Source organism: Hyphomicrobiales bacterium, assembly GCA_017642935.1.
Classification (GTDB): Bacteria; Pseudomonadota; Alphaproteobacteria; order Rhizobiales; family MH13; genus MH13.
Window position 1 is genome coordinate 492770 of sequence record JAEPOK010000002.1, and the last position, 18171, is coordinate 510940.

General features: G+C 59.1%; 22 protein-coding genes. 10 read left to right on the forward strand and 12 right to left on the reverse strand.

Translation table 11 applies throughout. The features are described from left to right. Window positions 1-9: 9 nt before the first annotated feature. Genes JJ917_11700 through JJ917_11710 form a run of 3 tightly spaced genes read right to left on the reverse strand, consistent with a single transcriptional unit; the run spans window position 10 to window position 1263 of the window. Window positions 10-498, reverse strand: a complete 489-nt coding sequence (locus tag JJ917_11700) for a DUF2628 domain-containing protein (GenBank protein MBO6699487.1) — start codon at window positions 496-498, stop codon at window positions 10-12. Then, window positions 499-1092, reverse strand: coding sequence for an imidazoleglycerol-phosphate dehydratase HisB (gene hisB / locus JJ917_11705; protein MBO6699488.1), 594 nt, complete (start codon window positions 1090-1092; stop codon window positions 499-501). Window positions 1093-1110: 18 nt separating this feature from the next. Continuing rightward, window positions 1111-1263: a hypothetical protein gene (locus JJ917_11710; protein ID MBO6699489.1), complete on the reverse strand. Its 153-nt coding sequence runs from the start codon at window positions 1261-1263 to the stop codon at window positions 1111-1113. Window positions 1264-1282: 19 nt separating this feature from the next. On the opposite strand from JJ917_11710, the gene hslV reads away from it, so the two are divergent. The 4 genes from hslV to hslU all read left to right on the forward strand — a co-directional run bounded on the left by hslV (window position 1283) and on the right by hslU (window position 4769). Beyond that, window positions 1283-1825, forward strand: a complete 543-nt coding sequence (gene hslV, locus JJ917_11715) for an ATP-dependent protease subunit HslV (GenBank protein MBO6699490.1) — start codon at window positions 1283-1285, stop codon at window positions 1823-1825. Window positions 1826-1914: 89 nt separating this feature from the next. Next, entirely contained in the window at window positions 1915-2928 is a 1014-nt protein-coding gene (locus JJ917_11720; GenBank protein ID MBO6699491.1) for a hypothetical protein, read from the forward strand. A gap of 3 nt (window positions 2929-2931) precedes the next feature. Further along, the gene (locus JJ917_11725) at window positions 2932-3456 is read left to right on the forward strand and encodes a GNAT family N-acetyltransferase (protein MBO6699492.1); all 525 of its coding nucleotides are present in this window, start codon (window positions 2932-2934) and stop codon (window positions 3454-3456) included. Continuing rightward, window positions 3453-4769, forward strand: coding sequence for an ATP-dependent protease ATPase subunit HslU (gene hslU / locus JJ917_11730; GenBank protein MBO6699493.1), 1317 nt, complete (start codon window positions 3453-3455; stop codon window positions 4767-4769). Before JJ917_11725 ends, hslU begins: the two co-directional genes overlap by 4 nt. On the opposite strand, the gene JJ917_11735 is transcribed toward hslU, so the two are convergent. The 4 genes from JJ917_11735 to JJ917_11750 all read right to left on the reverse strand — a co-directional run bounded on the left by JJ917_11735 (window position 4770) and on the right by JJ917_11750 (window position 7774). Further along, window positions 4770-5198, reverse strand: a complete 429-nt coding sequence (locus JJ917_11735) for a helix-turn-helix domain-containing protein (GenBank protein ID MBO6699494.1) — start codon at window positions 5196-5198, stop codon at window positions 4770-4772. It lies immediately after the preceding gene. A 40-nt stretch (window positions 5199-5238) separates the two neighbouring features. Further along, window positions 5239-5910: a Smr/MutS family protein gene (locus tag JJ917_11740; protein ID MBO6699495.1), complete on the reverse strand. Its 672-nt coding sequence runs from the start codon at window positions 5908-5910 to the stop codon at window positions 5239-5241. After that, window positions 5907-6998 (reverse strand): MltA domain-containing protein, encoded by a 1092-nt coding sequence (locus JJ917_11745; protein ID MBO6699496.1) that lies wholly within the window; start codon window positions 6996-6998, stop codon window positions 5907-5909. The genes JJ917_11740 and JJ917_11745 overlap by 4 nt, the downstream gene beginning before the upstream one ends. A 98-nt stretch (window positions 6999-7096) precedes the next feature. Continuing rightward, window positions 7097-7774 carry a Tim44 domain-containing protein gene (locus JJ917_11750; protein MBO6699497.1) on the reverse strand — a complete coding sequence of 226 codons (678 nt, stop codon included), beginning with the start codon at window positions 7772-7774 and terminating at the stop codon, window positions 7097-7099. A gap of 228 nt (window positions 7775-8002) precedes the next feature. Here JJ917_11750 and JJ917_11755 point away from each other — a divergent pair, with 228 nt between their 5' ends. Together JJ917_11755 and secB are read left to right on the forward strand one after the other, a co-directional pair. Continuing rightward, entirely contained in the window at window positions 8003-8515 is a 513-nt protein-coding gene (locus JJ917_11755; GenBank protein ID MBO6699498.1) for an FxsA family protein, read from the forward strand. A 156-nt stretch (window positions 8516-8671) separates the two neighbouring features. Then, window positions 8672-9262, forward strand: coding sequence for a protein-export chaperone SecB (gene secB / locus JJ917_11760; protein ID MBO6699499.1), 591 nt, complete (start codon window positions 8672-8674; stop codon window positions 9260-9262). 57 nt (window positions 9263-9319) lie between these two features. Here the strand turns inward: secB and dnaQ are convergent, their stop codons facing one another. The 5 genes from dnaQ to JJ917_11785 all read right to left on the reverse strand — a co-directional run bounded on the left by dnaQ (window position 9320) and on the right by JJ917_11785 (window position 13049). Continuing rightward, window positions 9320-10027, reverse strand: coding sequence for a DNA polymerase III subunit epsilon (gene dnaQ / locus JJ917_11765; protein MBO6699500.1), 708 nt, complete (start codon window positions 10025-10027; stop codon window positions 9320-9322). A 68-nt stretch (window positions 10028-10095) separates the two neighbouring features. Beyond that, window positions 10096-10677: a dephospho-CoA kinase gene (gene coaE / locus JJ917_11770; protein ID MBO6699501.1), complete on the reverse strand. Its 582-nt coding sequence runs from the start codon at window positions 10675-10677 to the stop codon at window positions 10096-10098. A 1-nt stretch (window position 10678) separates the two neighbouring features. After that, window positions 10679-11542: a shikimate dehydrogenase gene (locus tag JJ917_11775; GenBank protein ID MBO6699502.1), complete on the reverse strand. Its 864-nt coding sequence runs from the start codon at window positions 11540-11542 to the stop codon at window positions 10679-10681. After that, on the reverse strand, window positions 11539-12162 hold the full coding sequence (maf, locus tag JJ917_11780) for a septum formation protein Maf (protein ID MBO6699503.1): 624 nt from the start codon (window positions 12160-12162) through the stop codon (window positions 11539-11541). The genes JJ917_11775 and maf overlap by 4 nt, the downstream gene beginning before the upstream one ends. Further along, on the reverse strand, window positions 12159-13049 hold the full coding sequence (locus JJ917_11785) for a kinase/pyrophosphorylase (protein MBO6699504.1): 891 nt from the start codon (window positions 13047-13049) through the stop codon (window positions 12159-12161). Before JJ917_11785 ends, maf begins: the two co-directional genes overlap by 4 nt. Window positions 13050-13515: 466 nt before the next feature. On the opposite strand from JJ917_11785, the gene JJ917_11790 reads away from it, so the two are divergent. The 4 genes from JJ917_11790 (at window position 13516) to mnmE (ending at window position 18078) form a co-directional block, all read left to right on the forward strand. After that, window positions 13516-14568, forward strand: coding sequence for a uroporphyrinogen decarboxylase (locus JJ917_11790; protein MBO6699505.1), 1053 nt, complete (start codon window positions 13516-13518; stop codon window positions 14566-14568). 71 nt (window positions 14569-14639) lie between these two features. Beyond that, window positions 14640-15098 carry a protoporphyrinogen oxidase HemJ gene (gene hemJ, locus JJ917_11795; protein MBO6699506.1) on the forward strand — a complete coding sequence of 153 codons (459 nt, stop codon included), beginning with the start codon at window positions 14640-14642 and terminating at the stop codon, window positions 15096-15098. Window positions 15099-15397: 299 nt separating this feature from the next. After that, on the forward strand, window positions 15398-16663 hold the full coding sequence (gene rho, locus JJ917_11800) for a transcription termination factor Rho (GenBank protein ID MBO6699507.1): 1266 nt from the start codon (window positions 15398-15400) through the stop codon (window positions 16661-16663). Between the two features lie 53 nt (window positions 16664-16716). Further along, window positions 16717-18078: a tRNA uridine-5-carboxymethylaminomethyl(34) synthesis GTPase MnmE gene (gene mnmE / locus JJ917_11805; protein ID MBO6699508.1), complete on the forward strand. Its 1362-nt coding sequence runs from the start codon at window positions 16717-16719 to the stop codon at window positions 18076-18078. Window positions 18079-18171 lie beyond the last annotated feature (93 nt).

The following is an 18171-nucleotide window of genomic DNA, read 5'->3' on the forward strand; positions in this document are numbered from 1 at the left end:
AACTGTTCGTTAGCTGGAAAGACCGGGAAGGGCGGGTGGCGTCGCGCTGGTCGGTCGATGGAGCGGTCCACGGGTGGCTTGCGCTGGCGACGAGGTTGGTCTTGCCGGTGCGCGACCATGATCGGCGACCCAGGTGCGAAAGAAAATGCGCTCGGCCTCTTTTTGGTTCGGCGCTTCGATGACGGCGATCTCGCGATAGCCCTTGGCCGCCATGCTTTCCAGACGCAGCTGCCCGGCCTCGATCATGATGATGAGCGCGAGCGCTACGGACACCCCGACGGTCACCCAGACCGGCACAGAAAAACTGGCAAGCTGGATCGCGATGCAAAGGATCACATAACCGAGCAAAACCCACCAGAGTCGCCGCACGATCATCCAGATGAGCGGCACGAACAGAGCGGCGAGCGACCAGCCATGGCGAACAAAAACCAGGCTTTGAGCGTCATCCTCCAGCGTGCCGGGCATCACCGGCGGTGCAAAAACCGAATAGGTGCGCATCTAAAGCGCTCCTTTCGTCGTCGGCAGATCGTCTGCGACCCGTGGATCGATGGCTAGCGCGTCGCGCAATGCGCGCGCCACAGCTTTGAAAATGCTCTCGGCGATATGGTGACTGTTGGCCCCATGAACACTTTCAACATGCAGCGTGATGCCGGCATTCATTGCAAACGCCTGAAAAAACTCGCGCACCAGTTCGGTGTCAAACGTGCCGATTGTGTCCGCGGTGAACTCCACCCGCCAAACCAAAAACGGCCGGCCCGACACGTCAACAGCAGCGCGCGACAGGGCCTCGTCCATCGGCAGATCGGCGGAGGCGTAACGGCGAATGCCGCGCTTGTCGCCAAGCGCCTCTTTGACCGCCTGGCCAAGCGTGATGCCGACATCTTCTACCAAATGGTGATCGTCGATGTGCGTGTCGCCGATTGCCTCCACGCTTATGTCCATCAGCGAGTGTTTGCCCAGCTGATCGAGCATGTGCGCAAAAAACCCAGCCCCATTCAGCGTGATGGTCGACGCGCCTTTGCCATCGAGATCGACCGTCGCTTTGACGGACGTCTCGTTGGTGGTGCGCTCAAGCGTGGCTGTGCGAGGCATGGCAATCGAGTCTCGTTCTTAGAAGATGCTTCCCTCTAGCAGGGCAAGTGCCGCGATCCAAGCGCCGAACCACCCTCTGGTGAACGCGCGACGACGAAACCGTTGCTTTGCAATCGCCGCCAGCACGCCTACATGCGATGCAACGGAACTCTTAATGGAAAGCACATCCATGCATTCTCCTGAAAACGCCCTGCCGACCATGCACGCGACAACCATTGTGACCGTCCGTAAGGACGGCAAAGTTGTCGTTGCAGGCGATGGACAGGTCTCGCTTGGCCAAACCGTGATCAAAGGCAACGCCCGCAAAGTCCGTCGTCTGGCCAGCGGTGACGTTATCGGCGGCTTTGCCGGCGCAACCGCCGATGCATTCACCTTGTTCGAGCGGCTTGAAGCGAAACTTGAACAATATCCCGGGCAGCTAAAGCGCGCCTCGGTCGAACTTGCCAAAGACTGGCGGACAGATCGCTATCTGCGACGGTTGGAAGCGATGATGATCGTCGCCGACAAAGATGAAAGCCTGATTCTGACCGGCACTGGCGACGTGCTCGAACCAGAAGACGGGATTATGGCCATCGGTTCTGGCGGCAATTATGCCCTGGCTGCCGCGCGGGCCTTGGCCGACAGCGCCCATGATGCAGAAGAAGTAGCGCGGCGCGCTCTCACAATCGCAGGCGATATCTGCGTTTACACCAACCATAATCTGGTGGTGGAAAGCATCGACGAGGCAAGCTAGTGGCAACACCCCCACCTGTTCCGGAGGTTAGAGACCGTATCAGCGCTGGTGTTGCGGCGGGTATCATTACGCCCGACCAAGCAATGGCGTTGCGGAAGCTTCCGCTCGATTCGATGCCGGAACAGTTTGCCACCACACGCACCGGCGATGAGCCCTTTGCACTGTTTCGCGGGTTTCGCGACGTGTTTTTGGCGATCGGCATCGTGATTCTGGCGGTTGGTTTGACCAGCGTTGCTGGCCAGCTGTTGGGCATGCGCTTTGATCTTCAGGCCGGTTGGACCGACGCCCTGTTCGGCCTCATCTTGGCCGTCTTTGCCTGGGTCGTGGCCGAATGGGTAACCGGACGGCTTCGGATGCCGCTGGCGAGCCTCGTCACCGCGTTGGCCTTCAGTGCGGCCTTTGCAGCGACGTTGGCCAGCCTCAGCGAAATGGCCGGTTTAAGCGCTGGGTCCGGGTTGGGCATTGACCTGCTTGCCCCGGTGTTTGGCGCACTGGGCGCTTTGCTCTTTTACATCCGCTTCCGGCTGCCCGCGGCCATGTTGCTCATCGCCGGGGGGTTGTCGGCGACGATTCTTCGCTTGATCGATCCAACCTGGTTCGACTCGCCTGGTGCCACGTTTCAAATCGCGGCGTTTGTCGTTGGTCTGGTCATCTTCGCCGTCGCGATCAGCTATGAGCTGCGCGATCCAAGGCGGGTTCAGCGTCAGTCTGAGAATGCCTTTTGGCTACATCTGTTGGCTGCGCCGCTGATCGTCTTTGCCCTGACCGGCGGCGCCACATCGCTTGATGTCAGCTCCACGGGCGAGGCCTTACGCATGTTTGCGGTTGTCTTTGCGCTTGGCTTGCTCGCCCTCCTCATCGATCGGCGCGCCTTCATCGTCTCGGCGCTGCTCTATCTGGCAGGTGCGATCGCCTACACCGTCAATCAATCAGGCGTAGCGCCCGACACGCAGTTTGCCATCACGGCCCTGGCGCTTGGCCTGTTCGTCGTGGGGCTGGCGCTTGGCTGGCAACCGCTCCGTCAGGTTTTTCTTGGGTTGTTGCCAGACCGCTGGTCCGCGCACCTGCCCAATCCAGCGGGCCCAGATGCTCTGGGCGGATAGGTCATGCGCTTTCGCTTCGAACCCGTAACGGACAACGACAAACCGATGCTGCGCGACTGGCTTTCAACGCCGGATGCGCAGACCTGGTGGGGCGATCCAGACCATGAGATCAAGCTGATCTACGATGGGGAGGTGACCGGCGAGTCATCGGGCTACATCGTTCATGGCGAGGATGGGCCGTTCGCCTACATCCAATCCTGGCCGAGCGAGAAGCAACCGCCGGAAGCGATTAAGGACGAACCATGGGTCGCCGAGCAGCCTGCCGGCACGTTGGGGGTTGATATCACCATCGGGCGACCCGATCTGCTGGGAAAGGGCCTTGGGACCGAGGTGATGCGGCAATTTTGCCAGAAGCTCTTCAACGAAGGGGCGCCGCGTCTGATCATCGATCCCGATGCCAGCAACGCTCGCGCTGTGCGCGCCTACGAAAAGGCGGGCTTCTCCCGTTTTGACCAGTATACCAATGCGGATGGCTCCATCACGCTGCTGATGGAAATGTTTCCGCCTGAAGGACACACCACTTTATGAGCAACCTTGCTGCCACCTTCTCCCCCCGTGAGATCGTTTCTGAACTCGACCGCTTCATCATCGGCCAGCATGACGCCAAACGCGCCGTGGCCATCGCCCTGCGCAACCGCTGGCGCCGTCAGCAGCTCGATGAGACCTTGCGCGAAGAGGTGATGCCGAAGAACATTTTGATGATCGGACCAACGGGCGTCGGCAAAACCGAGATTTCCCGGCGGCTTGCCAAACTTGCCAACGCGCCTTTCATCAAAATCGAAGCCACGAAATTCACCGAGGTCGGCTATGTCGGTCGCGATGTGGAACAGATCGTTCGCGACCTCGTTGAAGCGGCCATTGGTTTGGTGCGCGAGCAACGCCGCAAGAAAGTTGAAGCCAAGGCGCATATCGCCGCCGAAGACCGCGTCTTGGACGCGCTGGTCGGCGAAAACGCCTCACCGGCCACCCGCGACAGCTTCCGCAAGAAGCTGCGCGAGGGTGATCTCAACGATAAGGAAATCGAGATCGATGTCCGTGACGTTGGTGGCGCGCCGATGTTCGAGATCCCAGGCATGCCCGGCGCCAATATGGGCATGATCAATATGAGCGACATGCTCGGCAAAGCTTTTGGCGGCGCGCGTACCAAAAAGCGCCGGGTAACAGTCGCCGACAGTCACGATCTGCTTCTGGCCGAAGAATCCGACAAGCTTCTGGACGATGAAGAGATCACCCATGAAGCCATCCAGCTAACCGAAAATCATGGCATCGTGTTTCTCGATGAGATCGACAAGATTGCGTCTAGCTCCGGGCGCGGTGGCGATGTGTCTCGCGAAGGCGTGCAGCGCGATCTGTTGCCGCTGGTCGAAGGGACGACGGTTTCAACCAAATATGGCCCGGTGAAATCCGACCATATTCTGTTCATCGCCTCCGGCGCGTTCCATGTGGCCAAACCCTCGGACCTGCTTCCGGAACTTCAGGGCCGTTTGCCCATTCGCGTTGAGCTGAAGGCGCTGACCCGCGATGATTTCCGCCAGATCCTGCGCGATACCGAAGCCAGCCTCATCAAGCAATATGTCGCGCTGATGGGCACAGAGGATGTGACGATCACCTTCACCGATGATGCGATCGATGCGATTGCCGACGTGGCGGTTGATCTCAACGGCTCGGTTGAAAACATCGGTGCTCGCCGTCTGCAAACGGTGATGGAGCGAATCTTGGATGAAATCTCCTTCACAGCACCGGATCGTGCGGGCGAAGAAATCGTGATCGACGCCGATCATGTGCAGGACAATATCGGTGAGCTGGCAAAGAACACCGATTTGTCTAAGTTCATCCTGTAGTTAGCCAGATTCACCCTGCTCATCGGCCCGCCGACGTTTGCCCTGGACAGGTTCCAGGGCAGGCGCGACGCCCTCAATCAGCATCTCAATGACGTTTTCCAGATAGATGCAGTCGTTCGCCGACAGGTGGTCGATGCGCTGCGCGAACACATTGGCAAGCCGCGTCGCGTTGGGGCTGAGGTCTACCGTGTCGACCACAACTCGCGGGTGCGAGAGAAAGGCCAGCGTTTCAAGCTCGTCGGCATCGTCCCAGATGAGATTGAAATAGCCGACGATCTGCTGGACGAAGGCCCAGTTGGGCAGGCCGCGCTTGCCATGTTCCAGGGCCGACAGATAGGCGCTCGATACGTTAAGCGCCTCGGCCATCTCGGCCTGGGTGACGCTGCGCGCTTCGCGCAACTGACGCAGCTTGACCCCAAGCGGGGTCAACGTCGCAGATTTCTGGGCCTGGGCTTTCATCGCCCCAACACTAGCGTTGGGGTTTCTTGGCGCGCAAGCGCACATAAAGCGCGCCATCCCCACCATGGCTTGCATGCGCCGGTTCGACCCCCAAGACAGCCGCGCGCATGTCCGGTGCCGAAAGCCAGCCGGGAACCGCCTTGCGCAGAATGCCCGACCCAACGGCCCAAGGCGGCGCATCGGGATGCGGGTCGCGAACACGTGACCCCTTACCGGTGATCACCAGCACCGTGCGATGTCCGTTGGCGTGTGATCGCCAGATAAAGGATCGCAATACGTCATGCGCTTCGTGCTGGCGCAGCCCATGCAAATCGAGGCGCGCATCGATGGGCGTGCGTCCACGGGCAATGCGACTGCGTGATTTGCGATCCAACTCCACCAGCGGCGGTTGCGTCGTGCCGGTGGCAGGTCTTTTTGACGGTGGCGCTGACTGGCTTCGCGTGTTTCGCGCTTCTGAATGACCCGGCTGATGATGTTTCAACGCTCCTTTGGCCGGATGCATCGGATGCGGTTGCGAGGCCGTGGTTTTCACTTGGTCGCTTTCCAGAAACTCAGCCAGGGCTTGTGAGTAGCGCGCCCGTTGTTTGGCATCAAGCGGATCGACCGTCCGCTTCACCCGTTCCCAGAGGCCGGCCTCGCTGTCACCAGATTTGGGAGCAGGTTTTGGCTTCTTGCCGCTCATGAGGGATCTTTGTCGATCGGATTCGGCATGAGGAGCGTGAAGGTCACGGGTTGGTTCACGGCGCCAGCAACCTGTCCTGCTTCACTGCCCGAGCCGATGAAAATGTCGCCACGCGCCGGTCCGACAATCGCCGAACCTGTGTCTTGAGCGACCATAAGTCGCCTAAGCAAATGGTCCTCGCCGGGCAGCGGCTCGCCGGACTGTACAAAGACGGGCGTGCCAAATGTGTGCAAATGGCGATCGACTGCAAGACTTCGACCGGGTGTCAATGGCACGCCTGCTGCGGCGACCGGCCCTGCAGTCGGATCAAAATCCTCCGCCATGGCGAAAAAGATGAAAGATCGATTCGTAGCCAGAACGATATCGCGATCCTCAGGCGTCGCGTCCGCAAGCCAGGCGCGCAAGCTGTCCATGGTCACATCTTCCAGCGCCATGTCGCCACGCTCGACAAGCGTACGCCCGATTGGGGTGTAGGCATGACCTGACTTGCCGGCAAAGTTTACACGCTGGACCGATCCATCGGTCATGGCCAGGCGCGCTGAGCCTTGAATGTGGATGAAGAAAGCATCCACCGGGTCTTCCAGGTAGACCAGCTCAAGGCCTTGCCCTTGCAGGGCGCCTGCCATGATGGCCGCTCGGTCTGGAAAGGCTTGAAAGCCTTCCGCGGTGGCGCGGCCCCAGGTCACGTTCTGATCAATACCCAAGCTTTCTGCGGTTGCAGGCAGTTCGACCAGATCGGCAGGACGGGCATAGAGCGGATACTGAAACGTCCCGGTGCGCTCAAACGAAGCGCGCAGCTGCGGCTCGTAATAGCCGGTGAGTAGCCCCGACGCCTTCACCGTATGGGGTGTGAAGTTCTGCTCGAAGAAGGCTCGGGCGTCCTGGTCGGGATCGTCCCGAAGCAGAGCACAAACCGCCTGAAGGGCTTCCCCGTCCACGCCGCTTGGTCGTGTTCTAGGCGGATGATCGCGCGTGCGCTCGCAGGTTCGCGCAAAGGCTGCCAGCGCCGCAGCATGATCGTCCGACGCCCAACCATCCAAGGCGTCATAACTGGTTGAAACCAGAGGCGCTGGAAAGCTATCGGCCATGACGGGCCCTGATATCAGACAGATGGCCGCCAATCTGAGCGCGCCGTGCAACCATGTCTGGTGCCGCGCCACCCATGCCATTGCAAACCTTAGACCGCTTAGGTCGCTTCGGTAGCGACGAGCTTCCAGTTGGGATCGCCGCTGCCGGTGTCGCGCGCAAACGTCCAGATATCGGTCATCTCGGTCACTTCGGTTGGATCGCCGTCAATGACCCGGCCATCGGAGTCTTTGGTCACCGAAATCAGCTGGCTTTTGAAGCGCATGGTGATCTGGGCGATCGATCCAGCGAGCTCAGCTTCCACGATGTCAGACTTATCCAGGCCAATGAACGTGAAGTCGACGGTTTCGCCGGCGGCGTTGCGATCATCGATCGCCTGGACAAAGCCCTGATAGACCTCGTCGTCCAACAGTGGTTGCAGCGTGGACTTATCGCCGGCGGCAAAGGCCGTAACGATCATCTCATAGGCGAGGCGCGCACCATCGACGAATTCGCGGGCGTGGAACGTCGGATCGGCGGACAGCAGAGTCTTCAGCGCGTCTTCAACGGCTGAGCCTGGCTTCACCACGCCACCGATCTGATCATCGGAGTCAGTGGTCGGCCGAGCGCGCGCTGTCGGCAAAGTGACGACCTTGTCGCCGCCAGTCTCGGCCTCTTCACGAGCCGTGTAGGGATCAAACGGCGGACGTTCTTCACCGGTGCGTTTGCCCAAGACCGAGCGCAAACGGAAAAAGATGACCACAGCAATGGCCAGGAAGAACAGGGTATAAATATCCACCGGCGTCCACGTTTCGGCCCTTGGGACTAGCGCGGATGATCGCGCGGGCCGAACCTTCTTGTTGGGTTGGGTTAATTGGAACTCATATGTAGGTGCGTTTCAAGCAGCATCCAGGGGTCGGCGCAAGCACGATAGCGTTACTTGGCCTGCTCGCATCGTCGCATTTGGTGTCGAGCCTGCACCAATTGGCGCTTGTAACCACCCTAACGTGGCCCCATGTTGGCGATCATGCCTTTTGCTCTGATTTTTTTGCTGTTCATTTTCCTGGAAATAGCCGGTTTCGTCGCGATGGCGAACGCAATCGGCCTTTTGGGCGTTTTTGCATTGATCGTGCTCGGCATCCTTGCCGGCGGTCTGGTCATCAGGACCATTGGCCTAGCCAGTGTTCAGCGTATGCAACAGCGCGCGCAGGCTGGGGAAACCGTTGGCCAAGAGCTTGGTGGCTTGGTGCTCGGGTTTCTTGGTGGTGTTTTGCTGATCGTTCCGGGCTTTTTGACCGATCTGATTGGTCTGGCGCTGCTGATCAAGCCGATTCAGACTCTGGTTTGGCCGCGGTATGGGCGGCAAATGGCCGGTCGCATGCCTGACGTCACCCAGGGCGGACGGCAGAGCGCTGACTGGCAAACGCCGAACAGCAGCCATCGGCCTGCCAATGATGCGGTGGTGATCGATGCGGACCCAGAGCCCTCGGACGGCTCGCCCAATCGCTCGCAGAAAGAGCGTAATCCCTGGGGCTCTTGAACTGGATTCACCAAACAGGGCGCTGACCAGGCCGCTATTGTCGGCCAATCGCTTGCCGCCCGGCAGTCAAAATGGTAGCCACCGCCCACGTTTATGCGCCTGACCTTCAAGCGCGCATGACACCAGCTTCCCCAAACTCAAGGAATGATGAGCCCCATGGCACGTAAGAAGGCATCTGAGACACCGGCAGACGACGAGAAAAAGGCAGACGACAAGGCTGAAGAAACCAAAGCGGACGCGACGCCGACCAATGGCGGTGGTGCCGCAGCAGCGGCAGCCGCCGCAGCGGCTGCCAAGCCCGCCGGCGCGGCGCCTCGGTTCCAAGCTCTTGCCCAGTACATCAAAGATTTGTCGGTCGAGAACCCAAACTCACCAGAGTCCATGCGCGGCGGAAAACAGCCGAAGATCGACATCAATGTCTCGGTTGGCGTCAATCCGAAGGCGGAAGGCACCAATGAAGTGGTGCTGAAACTGGACGCCAAAGCTGGCTCCGGCAAAGATATGCTGTTTGCCGTTGAGCTTGCCTATGCCGGCCTCTTCCGCGCGGAAAACATGACCCAGGAGCAGACGCAGGTTGCCCTGATGATCGAAGGTCCGCGGCTCTTGTTCCCGTTTGCCCGCGAGATTCTGGCCAATGCGACGCGTCAAGCCGGGTTCCCGCCGCTGATGCTTGACCCAGTGGACTTCTTGGCGCTCTACCGCCAGCGCGCAGCACAAGCACAGGCTGCCCAGGCCGCTGCCAGCTAAATTGCTCGAACAAACTCTCGGGTTTAAGGCCGCGCTCTCTTCGGAGCGCGGCCTTTTTTATGATTTGTCTGTCACAGGCAGAAGGTCTTGGTAGCGGGACCAAACGGCATCCTCGCCAAGCGTTGCCACAAACGCAGCATGCGCTGCCCGATCGTCGTCGGTTAGGCGGCTTGGAAGCGGTGAAGGGCGCGGGGGTACGCTTGTCGCAGCGATGGTCTGGCGGCGTTCGCTATCGCCGAAACTCATAGCCTTCTGACGAGCACCAATAAGCTCCACATAGACCTCGGCCAGGAGCTGGGTATCGAGCAGAGCATTGTGTTTTTCACGCGCTGAGAGATCGATCCCAAATCGCTTGCAAAGCGCATCCAGGGAATTGTCAGAGCCTGGGAATTTCCGGCGGGCGATCGCGACTGTGTCGATCATGCGCTCAAATGACATTGTCGCCAGGCCACACCGCTCCAGCTCGGCATTAACGAAGCCGAAATCGAACATCGCGTTGTGGGCAACCAGGCGCGCATCCCCAATGAAATCGACCCATTTGTCTGCGACGGCGTCAAACAAAGGCTTGTCGGCGAGGAAAGCGTCGGAAAGCCCGTGAACTTCCTCGGCCTTTGCTGGCATCGGGATCGTTGGGTTCACATATTCGTGGAACTCGACGCCAGTCGGCACGAAGTCGATCATCTCGATTCCGGCGATCTCGCAGACCCGGTCGCCGTCTTTGGCGCGCAGGCCGGTGGTCTCAACGTCGAAAATGATGTCGCGCATGCTTGGGTCCCTTGGTGGAGAAGAATCATGGCGCGATTCGCCGCGCAAGGGAATCGGAAGGTCGGCCGTTATGCACGCAATTCGGCAAGGATTGTACGAACTTCGTCGCGCGCGGCCTCTACGCCGTGGTCGGTGGAGACAAGAAAATCCGCGCGGGCGATCTTGTTGACCTGGGGCATCTGTCGGTCGATCAGCATGGAGGCAGTCGCCTCATCCATGCCCGGGCGAGCGAGCAAGCGGGCGCGCTGCGTCTGCGGATCGCAATGGACAACCACGACCTTGTCCATGCGGCTCTCACTGCCGGTTTCGAAGAGAAGTGGGATATCGAAGACCATCACATCGTGCCCGTCGGCCAGCGCGTCAGCAGCGGCGCGGCGTTCGCGCGCTTGAACCAGCGGGTGGACGATGGCCTCCAGCTTGGGAAAAAGCGAAGGATCATCCGCCAGCGCTTTCTTCAAAGCGGCACGGTCCACTGCACTGCCAATGATGGCACCTGGGATCAAAGCGCCGACCGGTGCGACGCCTTCCTGCCGATAGATTTCATGCACGGCGGCATCGGCATCATGGACCGGAACGCCCTCATCGGCGAAAAGTTGGGCTGTGGTGGATTTGCCAGTGGCAATGGAACCAGTGAGACCAACACTTATCATCTTAAGTCTTTGTTTTTGCTTGAATATCATCCAGAACGCGCTGGCGTAGCGCTGGCGTGACTGTCGGCCGAATGCCAAACCAACGCTCAAACCCCGGCACGGCCTGATGCAACAACATGCCCAGCCCATCGACCGTCGGATGACCGCGTTCGTGCGCCGAGATCAACAAGGGCGTATCGAGCGGCGTGTAGACGATGTCAGTTACAGTTGCGCCATCGGCCAGGTGATTCAGCGCGATCGCTAGTGGCGGCTGGCCCTCCATGCCGAGCGCCGTGGTGTTGACGAGCAATCCGGCAGCACTTGCGTGTTCATTGAAGGCCTCAAGGCCGCCGGCAACAACGCGACCCTGCCCAAAATGGCGGGCAAAGTGGGCAGCGAGAGCATCAGCGCGGTCTAACGATCGATTGAGCAATAGGACGCGGTCTACGCCTGATATCAGAAGCGCATCGACAATGGCGCGGGCGGCGCCACCTGCTCCGAGAATCAGCGCAGTATTGGCCTTGGGGTGTTTTGCCCAGTCTGGCGCTCGATCGGCGAGGTTGGCCAAAAACCCCTCCCCGTCCGTGCTGGTTCCATGGAGTGCGCCGTCCTCCAGCCACAGCGTGTTGACGGCGCCGAGCCGTGCAGCGTGCTCGGCGACATGGTCACAGGCAGCCAGTGCGGTTTCCTTGTGGGGGATGGTGACATTGGCGCCGACCAGACCTTGCCCGGCGAAATCGGCAAACCAGGCCGCGGCACTTTCCGGATTGACGGCGATTGCCGTGTACGTCGCGTCCAAGCCATGCTCGGCAATCCAGGTGCCGTGAATGAGGGGTGACCGAGAATGGCTGATCGGCCAGCCGAGAACGGCAGCGTGTTTGGTCATGCGGAAGATGGTTCCAGAAGCGGGTCGATGCCGTGCTCGCGCAGCGCCGCCAAGAGCGGCAAAAGCGGCAGGCCGAGGATGGTGAAATAGTCGCCTTCGATCCGTTCAAACAGTGCGGCGCCCAATTCCTCAAGGCGGTACGCGCCAACGCTTTGCGTCGCAGCCTCGCCGGCGCGATCGAGGTAGGCGGATCGTTCGGCTTCTGAAAGCGGGCGCATCGTCAGGCTCGCGCGATCATGGCCGGTCCAGAGCGTTTGACCGTTTCTTACAAGCGCGACAGCTGCAATGAGGTGATGGGTCGACCCCTGAAGCCTGGCGAGCTTGTCGTCGGCCTCGGCGCGCGATTGTGCTTTGTGGAGCAGCTTTCCCTCGTGCTCAAGCACCTGATCGGCACCGATGATCAGTGCTCCTTGATTCGATAGCGAAACGGTCTCACTGACGGCTTGCGCTTTGGCTGTTGCCAAGGCGACCGCCAACTCCTCCGGCGCCAATTCACCAAGCTGATCTTCGAGCGAGCGTTCGTCGATGGCGGCAGTCTGAACGGTGAAGTGAACGCCCGCGCCTTCCAGCATGGCCCTGCGTATCGATGAACCCGAGGCGAGGACAAGGTTCCTGATCATCGGGCATCCGTCCCTGTGTCGGCGGGCGAGCTGGCCCTTGCTTGTTCGCCCTGCTCCTGGTCTTCGCGGTGCTGACGATAAAGAGAGAGGATGGCGGCCGCCGTTTCCTCGATGGACCGGCGGGTGACGTCGATGGTTGGCCATCCCTGGCGAGCGCAAAGACGGCGCGACTCAGCGATTTCTCCGGCCACCAGGCCTTTGTCGGTGTAGTCGGTATCGGCGGCCTCATTGTAATCGCTGAGCACCCGATTGAGCCGGATCTGAACGATCCGGTCGGTACTGGCAATAAGGCCGACGACAAAGGCACGGGTTGGGCGGGTCAGGACCTTTGGAATCGGCACGCCGGGGACCAGCGGATAGTTGGCCGTGCGATAGCCGCGATGGGCGAGATAGATGCTGGTCGGTGTCTTGGAAGTCCGTGAGATGCCGACGATTACAATGTCGGCTTGATCAAGGTTCGTCGGCAAGACGCCATCATCATGGGCCAAGGTGAAATTGAGCGCTTCGATCCGCTGAAAATAGTCCGCGTCAAGCACATGTTGCGCGCCGATGGTCTGCGCGGCGGAATCGCCGAGATAGGACTGGAAGACATTGATAACCGGGTCGAGGACGGAAATCGCTGGTACGCCATGGTCACGGCAACGCTCGGCGAGGCGGGCGGCAAGGTCTGGATCCACAATCGTGTAAAGCACAATGCCCGGGGCCTGCTCGATGGCGGCCGCGATGCGTTCGATCTGGGCCTGGTTGCGAACCATCACATAGCTGTGCTCGATCGCGCGGGCACTCGGATAGCGCGAGGCGACGGCGCGAGCGACGGTCGACAAGGTCTCGCCAGTGGAGTCAGACACAAGATGTAGGTGGAAGAAGCGCGAGGCAGCGGTTGTCAACGGGCTGTGTCCTTCGGTGCGGGCAAGTGTGGACAAGGCTGGGGTCTGGCGCTCGATCGATGGGGTGGTGCCGGTCTTATGAGGGGTTTTTCGAAAACTGTCCAAGGCAGCAGCAGCGAGACAAGCTGTTGATGGGATGTGGACGGTTTTGAACAAGGCGCGGATCTGCGATTTGCCGGATAAGGGGGCCGAGATTCGATCGCTGCGTTAACGCTTTGTTAAGGTTTATAAATGGTGAACGCCGTGAGTGATTGATGCGGTGGCTCTTCGTGGCGTTCCTGATGGCAAGGTCCGTGGATGAGGTTATGCAGGGTTTGGGCAGCCTGAATTATGAGTCTTTTCCACGGACAAGAAAAAGAAGGAAAGCTCTCTTGTAGAGAGACTCTTTTTTCCTTCCGCGCTTTCCCCAAAGCCCATCGGGTGTCAAAAGGCGCTGACGAGTAGCGATAATCTAAGGGATGTGCGCGTGAGCAATCGGCTGTTGTTGGATGTCTTGAACGGTCATGTTGGCGATCGAATGCCGATATGGATGATGCGCCAGGCTGGTCGGTACCTTCCGGAATATCGCGCGACACGGGCTGAGGCCGGTAGCTTTCTGGATCTCTGCTACAATCCAGAGCTTGCCTGCGAGGTAACGCTGCAGCCGATTCGCCGGTTTGGCTTTGATGGGTCGATCCTCTTCTCCGATATTCTGGTCGTGCCACATGCGCTGGGGCAAGATGTGCGGTTTGAGGAAGGCATCGGTCCTGTCCTTCCGCCACTAGACGCTGATGATATTACGGCTCTGATCGATCGCTTTGAATCGGAGCCGGAACAGTTCGATGCGCATCTTGATCCGGTAATCGAGACCGTTCAACGATTGCGTGCGAGCCTGCCGGATGAGGTGACCTTGCTCGGCTTCTGTGGTGCGCCATGGACGGTGGCGACATACATGGTGGGCGGCCGGGGCAGTCCTGATCAAGCAGCAGCGCGAAAATTCGCGCTGAAAGAACCCCAGGTCTTTGATCGTTTGCTTTCCTGTTTGGCCGATGCCTCGGTGCGGTATCTCTCGCGGCAGATCGATGCCGGTGCCGATGCCGTCCAGGTTTTCGACAGCTGGGCCGGATCGCTTAGCCCGTCCGGGTTTGAACGCTTTAGCGTTGGTCCGATCGCCCAGATTGTCCGCGGGCTACGGGCCAACCATGTCGATACCCCGATCATCGGTTTCGCCAAAGGGGCGATGCATGCGCTTGGTCCTTTCTCGCAGGAGACGGGCATCAACGCGGTAGGGCTTGATTGGACGATCGATGTGGCGGCGGCGCGGGCGCAGGTGCCGGATACGTTGGTGACTCAAGGCAATATTGATCCGTTGCTGATGACGGCCGGACCTGAGGCTTTGGACGCTGCCGTCGATCTGATGTTGGATGGAGCGCAAGGCGTACCGCATGTGGCCAATCTTGGTCACGGGATTACCCCGGACGGTCAGATTGACCAGGTGCATCGGTTCATTGAGCGTGTGCGTTCTGGACGCAAGTCGTGACAACACTGGACGAGCCATCTCCGGTGAAACAATGGGGCGGTCATGCGGTGGCCGTCGTGCTGCTGGCAGCCATGACCGCAGGGATGGTGTTTCTCATCCCTGCTGGTGCCTATCTCTGGATGAAAGCGTTGCATGTGATCGCGGTGATCGCCTGGATGGCGGGGCTCCTCTATCTGCCGCGCCTCTTCGTCTACCATGTCGATGCCGAGGTTGGATCGGTTCAATCCGAAATGTTCAAGACGATGGAGCGACGGCTTCTGAAAGCAATCATGACACCGGCAATGATCGTCTCTGCTCTGACGGGCTTCTGGTTGGCGATCGTCGTTCATGGGTTTCAAGGTGGTTGGCTGCACGCCAAACTTGTTTTCATTCTCATCCTGTTTGCGATGCACGGACATCTTGCGGCCTCGGTGCGTCGATTCGCTGGCGACAGGAACGAAAAATCGAGTCGCTACTGGCGGTTTATGAACGAGGTTCCGACATTGGCGATGATCATCATCGTCGTTTTAGTGATCGTTCAACCGTTCTGATCACTTTGGTTTTGACCAAACGATAAGCGCCTTTTGTCGCGATGGGAGCGAACCTTTGCGTTCCTGTCTTGTCAAAGACATAAAGGTGTCTTACATCCCGCCTTGTAGGCAAGCGCTGCAGCGCACCATTGGCCATCCGGCTGGGGTAGTGCATCGGACATGATGTTCAGCAGCGCACGAGCAGGTTTCCGATCACCTCGCGTTTTGGCGTTACCTACAGTCTCTCGATCACCTCTGATCCCTTCCCCTTTTTCTGCTTCACCCGACCAGCAGACCCCCACAGGCAAATTATCATCTCCATGGAAGAAATCCGGCTTCAGGCCCTAAAAGCAAAATCTCCGACCGACATTCTGGTGCTCGCCGAAGAGTTGGAAGTGGAGGGCGCGAGCGCCTTGCGCACGCAAGAGCTTATGTTTGCGATCCTCAAACGCTATGCGGAGCGCGACGTTGAGATCGTCGGAGAGGGTGTCCTGGAGGTTCTTCAGGATGGGTTCGGGTTCCTGCGCTCGCCAGAGGCGAACTATCTGCCGGGCCCTGATGATATCTATGTCTCGCCGACACAGATTCGCAAATTCTCCTTGCGGACCGGTGACACGGTTGAAGGCATTATTCGCAGCCCTAAAGAGGGTGAACGCTATTTCGCGCTTGTGAAGCTGATCACCATCAATTTCGAAGAACCGGAGAAAGCGCGCCACAAGGTTCACTTCGACAATCTGACGCCGCTCTACCCGGATGAACGGTTCAAAATGGAAGTCGATGATCCGACGTTGAAGGATCGTTCAGCCCGCGTGATCGATCTGGTTGCGCCGATCGGCAAGGGCCAGCGTGCGCTGATTGTTGCGCCGCCGCGTACCGGTAAAACGACGCTGATGCAGAACATCGCGCACTCAATCACGACGAATCACCCGGAATGCTTTCTTCTTGTTCTCCTTATCGATGAGCGACCCGAAGAGGTGACGGATATGCAGCGCTCCGTGCGTGGCGAAGTCGTGTCGTCGACGTTCGATGAACCGGCGCAGCGGCACGTTCAGGTCGCTGAGATGGTGATTGAAAAGGCCAAGCGCCTGGTCGAGCATGGCCGCGATGTGGTCATTTTGCTCGATAACATCACGCGCCTCGGTCGGGCTTACAACACCGTGGTTCCCTCGTCCGGCAAAGTCTTGACCGGTGGTGTCGATGCCAATGCGTTGCAGCGGCCCAAGCGCTTTTTCGGTGCGGCGCGTAACATCGAAGAAGGCGGCTCGCTGACTATTATTTCAACGGCGTTGGTTGATACCGGCAGCCGGATGGATGAAGTGATCTTCGAGGAGTTCAAGGGCACCGGCAACTGCGAGATTGTGCTCGACCGAAAAGTTTCCGACAAACGCGTCTTCCCAGCGATTGATATTCTGAAATCGGGTACGCGCAAGGAAGAGCTCCTTGTTCCCAAGGGCGATCTTGCCAAGATGTTTGTTCTGCGGCGTATTCTCTCTTCGATGGGGACCGTGGATGCGGTCGAATTCCTGCTTGATAAGCTGAAGGCGACGAAGACGAACTCGGACTTCTTCGACACGATGAACACGTAAGGTCGCGTTGCGCAGCCAGAATGTTTCACGTGAATCGATTCGGATAGGAAACAATGGCCGAAACCGTTGCGGCCCTCTCCTCAGGACTTGTTCCAAGTGGAGTCGCGGTCATTCGCGTTTCCGGGCCTCAAGTTCGATTCACCCTCGAAAAGATCGCCGGAATCCGCCCATCGCCGCGGAAAGCGAGTCTGCGGACCTTCAGTGATCCGCAAACCGGTCAGCGAATCGATAAGGGACTGGCTCTTTTCTTCCCCGCTCCCAACAGTTTCACCGGCGAGGATGTCGCTGAGTTCCATTGCCATGGTGGACGTGCAGTCGTCGATGCGATGCTTCGCGCGCTGTGGTCGCTCGACGGCGTGCGTGCCGCCGATGCTGGTGACTTCACGCGGCAGGCGTTCGTCAACGGCAAGCTCGATCTCACGCAAGTTGAAGCTGTCGGTGATCTCATTCACGCATCAACGTCGTTGCAACTGGATCAGGCTTTGGCGCAATTGGATGGAGCTGCGACCCGCAAATTATCGGCGTGGAAAGAGGCTCTTGCTGACTGTCGTGCGCAGATCGAGGCCGACCTAGATTTCTCTGACGAAGACGATGTCCCGGGATCGGTGGTGGATTCGCTGCCGGAACAATTGGGTATTCTCAAATCTGCGATTGAGGACGAGCTTTCATCGCATGTTGCCGAACGTGTCCGGGATGGGTTCCAGGTGGTCTTGGCCGGGGCGCCCAACAGCGGGAAATCAACGCTATTGAACGCGCTCTTGGAGCGGGACGCCGTGCTGGTTTCACCGATTGCTGGCACCACCCGCGATCAAATCGACGTGCCGATCGACCTAGATGGCTTGCCGGTCATATTGACGGACACCGCGGGTCTGCGAGAGACGCAATATAGCGTGGACCCGATCGAGCGGATGGGAATGGATCGTGCGAGGCTTGCTGCTGCGCAGGCGGACTGCATGGTCTGGCTGGTGGGCGGCGATGAGGATCCCGAATCCTCGTCAGAGGAACTTTTAGTTCCGCGGGAGAAAACGATTCGTGTCCGTTCCAAACTCGATATCGCAGGTGATAGAGATTCCGTTGATAAGGTGGACCTATGCGTTTCCGGCAAGACGCGTGAAGGGCTTTTCGCTCTGAAGTCCGCAATTGTAACGCTGTTGCGCGATCAGCATGGTTTGATCGACCGTGCGTTTACTGTTGGTGACGGCATTGCGTTGGACGCCCGTCGCAGGACGGCGTTGCGTTCGTCGTTAAGGTATATTGACGAGGCGGTCGTATTGTTGGACCAGGGCTCGTCGTCACTCGATCACGCGGCGGAGGCATTGCGGTTGGCGCAGCGGGCTCTTGGCGAAATTTCAGGCGATGTCGATGCCGAACAATTGCTTGATCGGGTCTTTTCGCGGTTCTGCATTGGAAAATAGCCATCCCGCCTAACAAGCCGACGGTTTCACGTGAAACGAGGGTGGTTGGTCTGGCTGTTCTAGATTTACCGATCTGACGATTGCTTTTGTGCT